A 14,110-nucleotide genomic window follows, 5' to 3' on the forward strand; every position below is an offset into this window, starting at 1 on the left:
TTTTACTAGTGGTTGATTTGCGCTCCAATCAACCAATAATTTTATCCTTGTCTTAAATAATAAAGCAAGATTCCGGTTGCTACGGCTACGTTTAGTGATTCGCTTTTTCCGTAGATTGGGATGTAGAGGTTTTTGGTCGTTTGCTCGAGCAATTCTTTTGCGACGCCGCTGCCTTCATTGCCGACAATTAGGGCGAAGCCTGGTGTTGGTTGTACTTCTGTATAAACTTGGCCATTTTCCAAAGACGTGCCGTATACTGGAATTCCTTTTTGCGAAAAAGTTTCAATCCAGTCATGCAGATCCCCTGTGATAATTGGCAGGTGAAAATGACTGCCCTGAGCTGAGCGTAATACTTTCGGGTTATATATATCAACGCTACCTTTACCAACAATAACCGCATCGATCCCGCAAGCATCAGCTGTGCGAATCATCGTACCAACATTTCCTGGATCTTGAGCAGCATCTATTAACAGAAAAGTTTTGGCGGTCGCATCGTCTAAGCTAGTCCGTTCTTGACGGCAAACAGCAATGACTCCTTGGGGTGTTTCCGTATCCGACAATGTCTTTATGACTTCCTCGGTCACCTGCGTTACAGGAATCGAACCGTAATTCCACTGCGGCGGAAGCTCAGTTGTTTCATTCACAATCAAATCAATGATCGTATCCTCTCGCTTTAGCGCTTCCTCAACTAGGTGAAAGCCTTCAACTAAAAACGTCCCTGTTTTATCCCGTTCCTTTTTCGTCAGCAGCTTTTTCCATTCTTTAATTTGTGGATTTTTTGTAGAGTGAATGTACTTCACATTAGTCACACCTTTAATATTCAAATTCAGTTCCTCTATTATAACGTAAATCCCATACATAAAAAAATGATAATAGGTAAAAGATAAAAGTTGAAATGGAAATGGATAATAAAGGAGCGAATCTTAATGAATTTTAATTTACGAAATGCAATTATCCAAAATGTTTCTGGAAATTCTCAAGATGAATTACGTGGCACCATCGTTGACGCAATTCAAAATGGTGAAGAAAAAATGCTCCCTGGATTAGGAGTTCTATTTGAGGTAATTTGGCAAAATGCTTCTGAACAAGAACGCGTTGAAATGCTGCAAACGCTTGAAAAAGGCGTTAAAAGCTAAGTTTTTTAAGGACTTTTAGAAAAATAATAAAAGGGTACCGCCACGTAATGTTGGTCCGGTACCCTTTTTGATTTTAATTATAAGTAATGCGGTCAACCGTTTCTTTGTCTAAACGCTTAATCGCTTCAACAATCAGCTTCACTGCGTTTTCAAAATCATCGCGATGGAGCATCGCCGCATGTGAGTGAATATAACGTGTTGCAATCCCAATTGATAAGGCTGGCACTCCGTTATGAGATAAGTGGATCGCACCTGAGTCAGTCCCACCGCCAGGCATTGCTTCAAACTGGTATGGAATTTCCTGCTCATCAGCAATGTCAGTGATAAAATCTCGCAAGCCTTTGTGCGAAACCATCGAAGCATCATAAAGAACGATTTGCGGGCCTGCTCCCATTTTTCCTAATGCTTCTTTTTCCGATACCCCTGGAGTATCACCAGCGATACCAACATCAACGCCAAAAGCAATATCAGGTTCAATTTTATAAGAAGATGTTTTCGCCCCGCGTAAACCGACCTCTTCCTGTACGGTTCCAACACCATACACAACGTTCGGATGGTCGACACCTTGCAATCTTCTTAGCACCTCAATCGCAATCGCGCAACCAATGCGGTTATCCCATGCTTTAGCAAGCAGCATTTTTTCATTGTTCATCACAGTAAATTCAAAGTGAGGAACGACCATGTCACCAGGCTTAATGCCCCATTCTTTTGCTTCATCACGACTTGATGCACCTATATCGATAAACATATCCTTAATTTCAACTGGTTTCTTACGTGCCTCAGCAGAAAGAATATGCGGTGGCTTTGAACCGATTAAACCAGTTACTTCACCTTTATTTGTCACAATCGTTACACGCTGAGCGAGCATAACTTGCCCCCACCAGCCTCCGACGGTTTGGAAGCGAAGGAAGCCTTTATCGTCAATGTTCGTTATCATAAAACCGACTTCATCCAAGTGACCAGCAATCATAATCTTTGGTCCGCCAGCCTTACCTGTTTTCGTGGCAATCAAGCTGCCCAAATTATCCGTCGTCACTTCGTCAGCAAATGGTGCTATATATTTTTTCATTACTTCGCGAACTTCGCGCTCGTTGCCGGGAATTCCTTTGGCATCTGTTAAATCTTTCAGCATGACTAACGTTTCATCTAATTTCGCCATTTAGTTCGACTCCCTTAATATGTATTTGTTTTTCATTATACAAAACGCTATGTTCATTGTAAAAACTTATGGCTAATAGCCTTGCTGCTGTCTCTCATAATTTACTTCATTTTTCTTTATATATGCCTGTTCGATTTCGACAGCTGAAAAACCAAGTAATTGGGCAATTTGAAGACATTCTTGGAACATTTCCTGGTAGGCCTGTTTCGTTCTGCTTGAGCGGAACTGTTCAATTTTTGCATATGTAGTTAAAAATTGTTCAGTTAATGAGTTTGTTTGTGGTGGAGTCTCAGTTAGTTGAATCGTTTTCGCCGTAAAACCGGCGACAATCCCCAATGATAAAATAAAATGAATTCCATCTACAAACTCTTCAAGAATGACTTCCTTATCTGATGCCGGCTTCAGGCTCCAAAATTTGAAACAACGAGTTTCATTGGCAAGTTCCCCTAATTCCACTAACAAGGCAAGTACTTTGCGGTCGAATAAATCCTCATTTTGCAAATTGTGTTGTTCCTCTATATGTTGGTCTAATCCTTTTTGCATCTCAAATAGTTTTTCTAAGTTCATTACTTTTTCTCCTCATATAGATTATTTCGTTTCAAGTATTTTTCGTTCATATTGGATGGCTCTTGCTAAAATCCGGGCCATATTTTCAATTTCTTCATCCTGATAATCACCAATTGTTGCAATCTGAATCCAATTTCTCGCACGTAAATAGCTGCTTTGGTAATGAAGTTGATACCCGTGAAAGCGAACAATTTCCCCAATGACAGTTGCACTGATTGACTCAGGTATGACAACCGCCATGATAATCGGTGCTGCGTGATTTTTTGGGGCAAGAATCTCTAATTCCACTTTTTCCAAGTTTTCGCGAATCAAACGATAATGCTGATTTATTTTGTTGCATTGCTCATGAAAATCAAATTGTAAAGCTGTATGTAAGGCATTTATCAGATTTGATGAATGTGAAAATGGAATGCTGTCATGTTCCTCATACAAACCGAGATCCAAATAATTCGGCAGTCGCTTTGACGGCTTAACCTGATGCTGATGGAATACAAACGACAGCCCCGTGAAGGCACCAAGTGCTTTACCGCTAACACCAGACGCTAAATATACTCTACTTAAATCGATTGGCACCGTACCAATTGAGCTAATACAATCTACACAAACCTTAATATCATGTTCAGCAGCGATTGCCGTAATGGATTCCAGATCATTTAGGATTCCAGTTGAGGTTTCGCTGTGAACCATCCATATCCAAGTAGGCGTAGTATGACCTGTATTTATTTTTTCAAGAATCTCCCGAATTGAAAATAGTTGTCCCCAGTCCTTCTCGAGGGTATCAAAAGTGAGGCCAAAGCGTTCCGCTTGCTCCTTAAGCCTTGTGCCAAATTCGCCATTGATTAAGATCAGGCCAGTTCCGTTTAATAATGATAGTTGGGCTCCAATCATGTCATTCGCTAAAGTACCGGAGCCAAGGAGAATTTGCACGTGTTGACTATTCATTAATTCGCATAATCGCCTTTTCGTATCGGTGAGTTGTTCGATGAACGCTTCTGAACGATGGGAAATCGGCTCTTTTGCAAAAGCTTCTTTGATTGATGGTAAAATCGGAACCGGACCTGGCAGAAAATGAATCGGCGGTTTAATAATTCTCCCCGCGAGTGACTGGTCAAACGTAGTCTTCGTCAAATACATTGGTTGATATTGGGCATCCTCGCTGCCAATAAGGTGTGAAAATGGTTCAAATCCCATTTGACGATAAAGCTTAAGTTGCCGCGTCGTTCCCGAAATAACAGTTGCATCATAGCTTTTGTGTAAGCAGTAGCGAGCCAAAAATTGAGCAAGACCAAGAAACACCCGGCCCTGGCGATAATCTTTGTCAACAGACAGCAACCGAATTTCACATAGCTTATTAGTCTGAATATGGCTCGGGAGTGCGGCTTCAACTGGCCCGATTTTTTTATCTAAAGAGAACGGTCGCTTATCGCGCACTGCAATCATCCCGATTACCTGTGTTTCTTTTAAACAAATGATATATGTATTTTCATCATTAAATGGGTCGATTAACATTTCCTGCTCATTTTCATGGTGCTGTGGGATTTCCTTCACAAACGTTTGATAGTTCAACTGATGAATCTGCTGTAATTCATGAGGATGGGTGGCAATTTTAAATAAATATTCATGATTTTCGCTCATGTTTGCTCAACCTTTCCTTAATATTTTCACGGTGGGCAAAATAAAGAATAATTAAGATTCCAATAGTGATAATGCAGCTTATGTTTGAGTAGTGGAGAAAATAAAGCGTGATTGGGATTAACACAAACGAGCCAAGTCCGGCAAACGTAAAGCTCTTAATAAACAAATAGATAACGAGAAATCCAGCAATGATAATCGGAATAAGGAGTGGCTCAAACGTAATTATCCCCCCGATAAACGTCGAAATTCCCTTTCCACCCTGAAACCCCAACAAAATCGGTTTAATATGACCGAGGATGGCTAACGCTATTCCCACAAGGAGGATTTCGTCTGCGAATCCGAAATACTTCGCAATAAGAACAATAAGTGCACCCTTTAACGCATCACCAAGAAACGTGAGAATAAAGCCTTTCTTACCCAGGATGCGGCCAGCATTCCTCGCTCCGACATTCCCACTACCCTGCTTACGAATATCATCGTTTCCGATGAGCCTGACAACCAGAAAGCCAGTCATCATATTTCCTAAGAAATAGGCAAACAGCCAATACAGAAACATGCTAAGGCCTCCCTGTACATATTTAGACGTTTATATCCGTGACTCCGTCTCTATTTTTAATGATAATATTTTAGAATGTTGGTGGATATAAGACATTTTGTTTATTTTGTGTAAAAAATGAAGCAGTCTTAGGGTTTGGCTAAAAATTCGATGAAAAATAAATGATTAGTGCAGCATGTACAATTGCTAGGAATGGAAATCCTAGTTTAAAAGAAGTGTGCTTTGTTTTATGATGAAATACGTACATAGCAATCGTCATTGCAAAGGCGCCACCCATTGCCGCTGTGAGCCAAAGTGTACGCTCAGAAATGCGATATTCATGCTTTTTCGCCCGCCTTTTATCTTCCCCCATAATATAGAATCCAACTGCGTTAACGATTACTAAAAACCATGTCATGACGTTCAATGATTTAACCTCCTGGTTATTACTTGTATAATGTTTAAATTTTTTCTAAAATTAATATATTACAATAAAGAATGGAGATAAAATATGGAAATCCGAAAACAACGTCCTGTCCCTATATCTTTAAAGTATATGAGGTCGTTAAACACAAGATCAAAGTTAACTGACAAAGAACGACTTTACTATTCTAATTTAGAAAAAGGTTATGCCGGAGAACTCACCTTCGATCAACTACTACTCAAAAACCTCTCACTTAACTGCCTCATCTTAAATGATCTCTTACTTGAAGCGAACAACACCGAATTTCAAAACGATACTTTTTTAATCTCACAAAACACATTATACCTATTTGATGTCAAAAATTTCGAAGGGGATTTTTTTATCGAAGACAATAAATGGTATACCTTTCCAAAAAATGATAGGAAAAATCCCATGCTTCAATTAGAAAGAAGTGAAACAGCCATTCGCCAATTAATACGCGAGCTAGGCTTTAAAATTACTGTTAAACCATACCTTATTTTCGTTAACCCCGAGTTCCACCTATACCATTCTACACCAAATTTGCCTATCATCCATCCAACCCAGCTAAATCGATTCATAAATAAGCTAAATAAAACACCTTCGTCGTTGCACGAAATGCATTATGATCTCGCTGAACAATTGATATCTTTACATCAACCTGTGTCAAAGAATATGAAAATTCCAGCCTTTAGCTATCAAACGATTGATAAAGGAATGATGTGCGGGAGGTGTTTTTCGTTAGAAACAGTGGTGATTGAAAATAAATTCATTTGTAGGAAATGTGGTTGTATCGAAGTTGTAGATAATGCAGTTTTACGAAATGTGGAGGAATTGAGGTTTCTTTTTCCGGAGTTAAGAATTACTACAAAGTTGGTTCATGAGTGGTGTGGTATGGGGCTTTCTAAGAAAACAATTAGGAGGTTGTTGGCAAAAAAATATAATCTTGTTTTGTTCGGACCATCTTCTTACTATATTTAGGATAAGCGGTAAGGTGAGGGACTTCTTATCGTTACCACCCAATCATTTTTTGCACCGCCACGGGCACGATAGACTTCTTATCGTTACCACCTAATCATTTTTTGCACCGCCACGGGCACGATAGACTTCTTATCGTTACCTCCCAATCATTTTTTGCACCGCCACGGGCACGATAGACTTCTTATCGTTACCTCCCAATCATTTTTTGCACCGCCACGGGCACGATTCACACAAAAATTCCAAAATCAAAAAAACCACCCTCTCAACTCGAGAGGGTGGCCTACTACTTATCATACATTCAATGATTACTTATTGAATTGTTGTTTAGCAACGTCTGCTAATTGTGCGAATCCTTGAGCATCAGAGATAGCTAAGTCAGCAAGCATTTTGCGGTTAACTTCGATACCAGCAAGCTTTAATCCATGCATTAAACGGCTATATGAAAGACCGTTGATGCGTGCAGCTGCGTTGATACGAGTGATCCAAAGTTTGCGGAAGTCGCGTTTTTTCTGGCGACGGTCACGAAATGCATATTGTAATGATTTCATAACCTGTTGGTTAGCAACTTTGTATAATGTATGTTTAGAACCGAAATAACCTTTTGCTAATTTAAGAACTTTTTTACGACGCTTGCGCGTAACTGTACCGCCTTTTACACGTGGCATGTGTTTTCCCTCCTATATGAATCGTTCGAGATTACTTAAGATTAGTTAATAAGAAACGAATGCGTTTGAAATCGCCTTTTGAAACCATTCCACTTTTACGAAGCTTACGCTTAGCTTTAGTAGATTTGTTTGCAAATAAGTGGCTAGTATAAGCGTGGTCACGCTTTAATTTACCTGTTCCAGTTTTTTTGAAACGCTTAGCAGCGCCACGGTGAGTTTTCATTTTTGGCATTAGAGCTTCCTCCTTGTTACTTGTCGTTTTTAGGTGCTAAGACCATAAACATGCTACGGCCGTCCATTTTTGGATGTGATTCCACACTTGCAACCTCTGTGCAAGCTTCCGCAAAACGAACCAATACACGTTGACCGATTTCTTTATGAGTAATGGCACGTCCTTTGAAACGGATCGATGCTTTTACTTTATCGCCTTTTTCCAAGAATTTAATGGCATTTTTTAACTTTGTGTTAAAGTCATGCTCTTCAATGGTTGGGCTTAAACGGACTTCTTTAGTCGTAATAATCTTTTGATTTTTACGAGCTTCTTTTTCTTTCTTTTGTTGCTCGAAGCGGAATTTTCCGTAGTCCATGATACGGGCTACTGGAGGCTTAGCATTCGGAGCGACTAACACGAGATCAAGATTGACACGCGTAGCAATTTCTAACGCTTCAATTTTTGACTTAATCCCCAACTGCTCGCCATTTTGGTCAATGAGACGAACTTCACGGGCACGAATACCCTCGTTTAACAACATGTCTTTACTAATAGTTAGACACCTCCAAGGTTTTTTCAGCGAATACAACGTTTGAATCAAGAATTCGAATCGGATTAAAGCGGAAAGCTTCCCTCCAAATCTCACCAATTGATTAGCACAAAGTTGAATCGACAGATCATAAACCGCTTATAATGCAAATAAAAAAGTGTGGGCGCAATACACCCACACTTACGTTAACATACAATAATAAACATGTTTATCCGTAAACCTACCGACAGCTTCTATAGCGTCAATCAGGTGAGAAGCGGGTGCTTCTTCTTTTCTCAAACTCGTATTCAATTTACCTTGATAACTATATCATAAACCTAGACGATGTGTCAAACGATGTTTTTATAACAACAAAGAGAATCTTAACACATAGACTTGATTTTTGACAAGAACTTTTTTATTTTAACAAAAATCAAAAAGCGATTACGTTACCGAGATACTTCTGCTTTTATATCAGTTAAGAATTGCTCAAACGCTACTGTTTCTGAGTTTTGCTCACCATATTTACGCATGTTGACAGACTTAGATTCTACCTCTTTGTCACCAACAACAAGCATATATGGAATTTTTTGCATTTGTGCTTCGCGGATTTTGTAGCCGATTTTTTCATTACGACCGTCCAATTCCACACGGAAGCCTGCAGCTTTAAGTTGAGCTTGAACTTCTTTCGCATATTCAAAATGAACATCTGGTGAAACCGGAATCACTTGAACTTGAACAGGTGCAAGCCATGTTGGGAATGCTCCTTTATACTCCTCAATCAAGAAGGCAACAAAGCGCTCCATTGTTGATACAACACCACGGTGGATAACAACCGGACGATGTTGTTTGCCGTCTTCACCAACGTAAGTTAAATCAAAGCGTTCAGGTAACAAGAAGTCTAGCTGTACAGTAGATAGTGTTTCATCCTTACCTAGAGCAGTTTTGACCTGAACATCTAGCTTCGGACCATAGAATGCCGCTTCGCCTTCCGCCTCGTAATAGTCAAGACCTAAGTCATCCATTGCTTCCTTCAGCATGCTTTGCGCTTTTTCCCACATCGCATCATCATCAAAATATTTTTCAGTATCTTGTGGATCACGATAAGATAAACGGAAGGAATAATCACCAAGATTGAAATCCTTATAAACCTCTAAAATTAGATTTACAACGCGTTTGAACTCATCCTTAATTTGATCCGGACGAACGAATACGTGAGCATCATTTAATGTCATTCCACGGACCCGTTGTAAGCCGGATAAAGCTCCAGACATTTCATAGCGGTGCATTGTGCCTAATTCTGCAATACGAATTGGCAGTTCACGGTAGCTATGAATTCCATTTTTGTAAACCATCATATGGTGCGGACAGTTCATCGGACGTAAAACGAGCTGTTCATTGTCCATGTCCATAATCGGGAACATATCTTCTTGATAGTGGTCCCAGTGCCCAGAAGTTTTGTATAAATCTACACTTCCCATAATTGGAGTATAGACATGATCGTAACCTAGGCTAACCTCTTTATCGACGATATAGCGCTCGATGATACGACGGATTGTTGCGCCTTTTGGAAGCCACAATGGTAAACCTTGACCAACCAATTGCGAGTTTGTGAAAATGTTCAACTCTTTACCAATTTTACGGTGGTCACGTTCCTTTGCTTCTTCTAATAAACGTAAGTGCTCAGCAAGGTCTTCTTTCTTGAAGAAAGCTGTTCCGTAAATACGTTGAAGCATTTTATTGTCGCTATCGCCGCGCCAGTAAGCTCCGGCAATGCTTAACAATTTAAACTCTTTAATTTTGCCGGTTGAAGGTACATGTACCCCGCGGCAAAGGTCAAAGAAATCACCTTGCTTATAAATTGTTACTGTCTCGTCTTCAGGAATGGCTTCAATTAATTCTAGTTTATATTCGTCGCCAATTTCCTTGTAAAGTTTGACTGCGTCATTGCGACTTACTTCTTCGCGAACTACATCGACGTTTTCTTTTACGATTTTCGCCATTTCTTTTTCGATAAGTGGAAGATCTTCTGGAGTTAACGATTGCTCAAGGTCGATATCGTAGTAGAAACCACCTTCAATAACCGGTCCAACTCCTAGTTTTACGTCTTTATATAAGCGCTTGATGGCTTGTGCCATAAGGTGTGCCGTGCTGTGACGAAGCACCTCGAGCGCGTCCTGATGTTCTGGTGTAACAATTTCGATTGCTCCGTCTTCTTCGATAGCACGGCGAAGGTCAACCATATTTCCGTTCAGTTTACCGGCAATGGCTTTCTTTTTTAATCCCGGACTAATGGAAGCAGCAATATCTTCTGTTGTCGTTCCTTTAGGAAACTCCTTCACTGCTCCATCTGGAAACGCAATCTTAACAACATCTGCCATTGATAAATCCTCCTTTATAAATTGTAACGCTTTAACGCAGTGGGGGACTGTCCCCCACCGCTTTAAAGCATAAAAAAACCCGTCCCTATAAGAAGGGACGAGTTGTGTACACGTGGTTCCACCCTAGTTCACAATTTTCCGCGAAACACTTCCACCCGCGAAAAACGACTTTGGTTCTGGTAACGGCAGTTCGCCGTCAGCTATTACTAATGAAACTCGGGCCACAGTTAGCGCGATAATTTCCATCATATTCACAGCTGAAGCTCAAAGGTGGTAAGCATTCGATTCGTGCTAGGAAGCTTCCAGCCAAGTCTTCCCTCTCTAGAAACCGTAAAAGAATACCCATGTCCTTATCATCACAATAATGATTCAGTTATTATGTACGTAATTATAGTGTGTCAATTCAGGAAAATCAAGGGATTCTTTTATCAATTTCCGAACACTTATTTCTGCGTTCATAAAAGGCTGTCACGCTTTCAATCAAAACTCTTTCCTCAAAAATATTACAGATCGTGCGAATTAAAGGCTGTTCAGGTTCCTTGCTGTATAAATATATATTTTCAGGAGCTATCGATAATAGCGGTGCAATTGTCGTGGAATCTACATAAACAGGATGATTAAATAAGAGCTTACGATCAATCATTTTCGTTAATTGCATCCGCTTAATTTCCAAAAATTCACCATCAAAAAATAAAATATCCTCATCAATTAAGATGTGCAGACAATTGACTAACGCAGACCTCGTCGAAATAAATTCACGTAGCGTTTGAATAAACATTTGATAATCTTGTTCCATTTTGTACTCATCTATCGAAAGCTCGACATACCGTTCAAGTCTTGAGCAAAATTCCCGCAAGCGAAATTTAACAAACGAATCAAAGGAAAAAGAAATATTTCGTTTCATCATGTGATTGATGGCCTGCCTCAGCAGATTTTTCTCCTCGGAATCCTTAATCAACTCTGCCAGTTCACTGCGTTCGCCTTCTAAAATCGAATGGATAATATCAAGGATTTGTTGAATTTCTTCTTCATCATTATATAAAAAACGCTCTGTGAGGATGGTGCGGAACCAATCATCACATTTTGTATAAAGGATAAACTCATAAAAGAGATTTTTAATCTCATAAAAAGCCTGTTCAGTTAAAGCTTCCGTTATTATTTTAATAATCGGCTGGTCCTCTTCTAGAAGAATATGATTGTCAGGTTGAGAGGTTAGTAGATTGTTTTTGACTAATTGATAAAAAGGCATGGCATCCTCTCGGCACTGAAAGTGGATTTCAATCAACCAAATCCCCCCTTTTTGAAATCTCTGATTATATGTATATGGGGGGATGTCCAATTTTAGAAGCAGTCGAGTTAGAAGTAACAATAAAAAAACCAGTGAGAGACGACCAAATCGCTCACTGGTTTTAGAAACTATTTACAAACGGCGATTGGGGCCATCTAGCTGAATCGGTTCGGCTAAATAGCGAAGTCGTTCCATCACCCGAGCCGCCTTCATTTTCTCCTCTTCGCCGCGCTGCGTATAAGTCAAATGGTGCTCTAACTCATGAAAATCGAAATTAGATGTGAAAAATGTCGGAAGATTTTCAAGCATCCGATATTGAAGAATTGGGCCTAGTACCTCATCACGGGTCCAGCTTGACATCGTTTCCGCACCAATATCATCGAGCATTAACACCGGTTGTTTTTTTATTCCTTCAAGCTTATCGTTCAATGTGGCATCAGCGATTGAATTTTTTAATTCTCGGAATAACTCCGGTACATACACAATCATCGATGGAATCTTTTGTTCTGCTAACTCATTGGCGATTGCACCAAGCAAATACGATTTACCAACACCAAATTTACCATACAAATACAAACCCTTTGGTTTTTTTCCGGCAAGATAATTTTCTACAAACAGATAGGCTTTTTCGACCGCTTGCAATCTACCACTAGTGTTAACATCAATATCCTTAAAGGTTACATGAAGCATATCCTTTGGAAAATGCATACTTTGGATGAGCTTCTCGTTCTTCCTTTGCTCATCGTACATTACCTGACGCTGACAGCGATCGTACTGAATATCGATGGCATTCCTACGTATCAAAAGCTCCGGTTCATACCCCTTCATCAGATTCGCACAATTGTCGAGGCTCGAACAATTTTGGCAACCCTTTTTTTGCGTTGAATATTCATAAAGCTTCATTAAGCTTCTTTCGACCATATCATGAGTAATTTCATCTTGATGTTGTGCTAAAAAGGCGCGAACATCTGGATTGTTCATAATCTCGTGGCGCATTTTTTCATAGCGCTTTTGAAAGCTTTCGTTCGCACCTAACCGCTTTAAAGTATCTCTGATGTTTTCCATTCTGAGCTAGTCACCTCCTATTTCCGTAAATTTTTTATTTTCTCTTCTAAGGCACGTTTCTTTGCTTCAAAATCAGAGTCTACTACATCAGTTTGGAGCGGCTCTGTAGCAGCCTGATTTTCATTGCTATCTTTTTCATGAAACCAATCAGGTAATAGTTCAGTCCTAATTGGCTTTTTATTATAACTGGATTGTGGCTTTTTATTTGAATCCTTCTTAGACACCCATTGCTGCCTATCTTTATACTCTTTCCGTGCCAAATCCATAGCTTCTTTTACTGTTTTAACTTGCTTACGCCCCCATTGGCTTGCAATTTTCTCAGTAAAGGCTTTTGGCAATTTCATGTCATTGGTTCTCATGATAAAATCTATCAATACGTTAATAACACCAGGTTCAAGTCGTTGTTGAAACATAATTCCTTCAAGTAAGCTTAAATCAGCTCTTGAAGGCTCGCCGCCTCCTAGCTCGCGTAAAAATTCTCGGGGGGATTTCGTTTCAAAATAAGCAATCTGTTTTTCTTCTCTTGTAATCGGTTCATTATGGATGTCTTTGAATGGTAAGGCCTGCGTTTTATCAACAAGGGAAGGCAACCCGCCATGGTGAAATTCATACCAATCCTTCGCGCAAGTCCGCAATGCGTCAATATTGGTTACACCTTGGTCGGTGGCATCAATGACGATATTTTTCATTTGAATCGCATCAATCCCATATAAATAAGCTAGCTTACTGATCGCTTCCCGCACCTTATCAGTCAAAGCGCTCTTTGGAACAAGATTTTCTGATAACCCTGCCTCCAAAAGCTCAAAATTAAAAGAAAAATGCCTTAGTTCAAGGTCTGAAGCTGATTTTCTCCCGATAAATTCCTTCCCCCCATCGACTGTTAAATCATTTGACATGTCTGAATTGATTTTTAAAGCAGAAGGTGGAAGAATTTCATAAACATCATCAAAGCTTCTCGTCACGTTGCTAAACCCATTATAAACATCGACCCGCTTATGGCTAAAAAATTGTTTGAGGCGTTGATACTGCTTTGGTCCCAATTTTCGATATAATGGAATGCTAAGCATATCATCTAAGAAAAACTGTTCCGGAGTAAAAGGGGGTTCGAGCTGATAAATGAAGTTTCGCTCCTTTTCTTCGTTGCGAAGAAGCGTAGTCATCAACCCAATTCCTTCTAGCTTCAATCTTGCTTCATAAATATCATTAAGTTTTAAATCCATCAGAGTCATGAGTCGATGATGGGTGCTTGCCTCGGACCAAATTCGATTTTCCTCCAATTCAGCCCAAAGCGTCAAATATAAGCTTAAACTTTTTGCACCAATTAATGGTTGATATAAAAACGTCAATACTTTTCTGTCATAGTCATGAAGCAGTCCGTTCACGAATACAACATATCGATCGATTGGGATGAGCTCTTGCCAATGCTGGGCCATCTTGATCATACCTTTCCCTTATAAGAAAAGCGCAAGGCGCCCGTTTATCGGCGACAAGCATAAGACGAGCCGTCTAGAAGGTT

General features: G+C 39.8%; 16 protein-coding genes and 1 other annotated feature. Of the genes, 2 read left to right on the plus strand and 14 right to left on the minus strand.

Going from position 1 to position 14,110, the window contains the following annotated elements; all coding sequences use genetic code 11:
* Positions 1 to 41 precede the first annotated feature (41 nt).
* A complete protein-coding gene (locus HHO41_RS10410; protein ID WP_169098400.1) occupies positions 42 to 800 on the minus strand; it encodes a TrmH family RNA methyltransferase in 759 nt (252 codons plus the stop codon).
* Positions 801 to 926: 126 nt separating this feature from the next.
* On the opposite strand from HHO41_RS10410, the gene sspI reads away from it, so the two are divergent.
* Complete coding sequence (sspI, locus tag HHO41_RS10415) at positions 927 to 1,136, plus strand: small acid-soluble spore protein SspI (RefSeq protein ID WP_169098248.1); 210 nt, start codon at positions 927 to 929, stop codon at positions 1,134 to 1,136.
* A gap of 73 nt (positions 1,137 to 1,209) precedes the next feature.
* On the opposite strand, the gene HHO41_RS10420 is transcribed toward sspI, so the two are convergent.
* The 5 genes from HHO41_RS10420 to HHO41_RS10440 form a co-directional block, all read right to left on the minus strand.
* On the minus strand, positions 1,210 to 2,295 hold the full coding sequence (locus HHO41_RS10420) for a M42 family metallopeptidase (RefSeq protein ID WP_169098250.1): 1,086 nt from the start codon (positions 2,293 to 2,295) through the stop codon (positions 1,210 to 1,212).
* Between the two features lie 72 nt (positions 2,296 to 2,367).
* Positions 2,368 to 2,862, minus strand: a complete 495-nt coding sequence (locus tag HHO41_RS10425; RefSeq protein ID WP_169098252.1) for a dUTP diphosphatase — start codon at positions 2,860 to 2,862, stop codon at positions 2,368 to 2,370.
* Positions 2,863 to 2,883: 21 nt separating this feature from the next.
* Positions 2,884 to 4,497 (minus strand): aminotransferase class V-fold PLP-dependent enzyme, encoded by a 1,614-nt coding sequence (locus tag HHO41_RS10430; protein ID WP_169098254.1) that lies wholly within the window; start codon positions 4,495 to 4,497, stop codon positions 2,884 to 2,886.
* Positions 4,481 to 5,053, minus strand: a complete 573-nt coding sequence (locus HHO41_RS10435) for a glycerol-3-phosphate acyltransferase (protein WP_169098256.1) — start codon at positions 5,051 to 5,053, stop codon at positions 4,481 to 4,483. Before HHO41_RS10435 ends, HHO41_RS10430 begins: the two co-directional genes overlap by 17 nt.
* Positions 5,054 to 5,192: 139 nt before the next feature.
* The gene (locus tag HHO41_RS10440) at positions 5,193 to 5,450 is read right to left on the minus strand and encodes a DUF1294 domain-containing protein (RefSeq protein ID WP_169098402.1); all 258 of its coding nucleotides are present in this window, start codon (positions 5,448 to 5,450) and stop codon (positions 5,193 to 5,195) included.
* A 93-nt stretch (positions 5,451 to 5,543) separates the two neighbouring features.
* Between HHO41_RS10440 and HHO41_RS10445 the strand changes: the two genes are divergently transcribed.
* The gene (locus tag HHO41_RS10445; RefSeq protein WP_169098258.1) at positions 5,544 to 6,455 is read left to right on the plus strand and encodes a nuclease-related domain-containing protein; all 912 of its coding nucleotides are present in this window, start codon (positions 5,544 to 5,546) and stop codon (positions 6,453 to 6,455) included.
* A 305-nt stretch (positions 6,456 to 6,760) separates the two neighbouring features.
* On the opposite strand, the gene rplT is transcribed toward HHO41_RS10445, so the two are convergent.
* From rplT to HHO41_RS10480, 8 genes are all read right to left on the minus strand, one after another.
* Entirely contained in the window at positions 6,761 to 7,120 is a 360-nt protein-coding gene (rplT, locus tag HHO41_RS10450) for a 50S ribosomal protein L20 (RefSeq protein ID WP_169098260.1), read from the minus strand.
* Between the two features lie 31 nt (positions 7,121 to 7,151).
* Positions 7,152 to 7,352, minus strand: coding sequence for a 50S ribosomal protein L35 (gene rpmI, locus HHO41_RS10455; RefSeq protein WP_147532583.1), 201 nt, complete (start codon positions 7,350 to 7,352; stop codon positions 7,152 to 7,154).
* A gap of 16 nt (positions 7,353 to 7,368) precedes the next feature.
* On the minus strand, positions 7,369 to 7,872 hold the full coding sequence (gene infC / locus HHO41_RS10460; RefSeq protein WP_169098262.1) for a translation initiation factor IF-3: 504 nt from the start codon (positions 7,870 to 7,872) through the stop codon (positions 7,369 to 7,371).
* Positions 7,873 to 8,026: 154 nt separating this feature from the next.
* Positions 8,027 to 8,159: a sequence feature (ribosomal protein L20 leader region), on the minus strand.
* Between the two features lie 150 nt (positions 8,160 to 8,309).
* The gene (gene thrS / locus HHO41_RS10465) at positions 8,310 to 10,241 is read right to left on the minus strand and encodes a threonine--tRNA ligase (RefSeq protein ID WP_169098264.1); all 1,932 of its coding nucleotides are present in this window, start codon (positions 10,239 to 10,241) and stop codon (positions 8,310 to 8,312) included.
* A 123-nt stretch (positions 10,242 to 10,364) separates the two neighbouring features.
* Positions 10,365 to 10,496 carry a hypothetical protein gene (locus tag HHO41_RS22635; protein ID WP_282434281.1) on the minus strand — a complete coding sequence of 44 codons (132 nt, stop codon included), beginning with the start codon at positions 10,494 to 10,496 and terminating at the stop codon, positions 10,365 to 10,367.
* Between the two features lie 157 nt (positions 10,497 to 10,653).
* Positions 10,654 to 11,526, minus strand: a complete 873-nt coding sequence (gene ytxC, locus HHO41_RS10470) for a putative sporulation protein YtxC (protein ID WP_169098266.1) — start codon at positions 11,524 to 11,526, stop codon at positions 10,654 to 10,656.
* A 135-nt stretch (positions 11,527 to 11,661) separates the two neighbouring features.
* Positions 11,662 to 12,594, minus strand: coding sequence for a primosomal protein DnaI (gene dnaI, locus HHO41_RS10475; RefSeq protein WP_169098268.1), 933 nt, complete (start codon positions 12,592 to 12,594; stop codon positions 11,662 to 11,664).
* A 17-nt stretch (positions 12,595 to 12,611) separates the two neighbouring features.
* On the minus strand, positions 12,612 to 14,036 hold the full coding sequence (locus tag HHO41_RS10480; protein ID WP_348981258.1) for a replication initiation and membrane attachment family protein: 1,425 nt from the start codon (positions 14,034 to 14,036) through the stop codon (positions 12,612 to 12,614).
* Between the last annotated feature and the right edge of the window lie 74 nt (positions 14,037 to 14,110).

The sequence above is a fragment of the Bacillus sp. DNRA2 genome, from assembly GCF_012843265.1.
Taxonomy (GTDB): domain Bacteria; phylum Bacillota; class Bacilli; order Bacillales; family Cytobacillaceae; genus Bacillus_BU.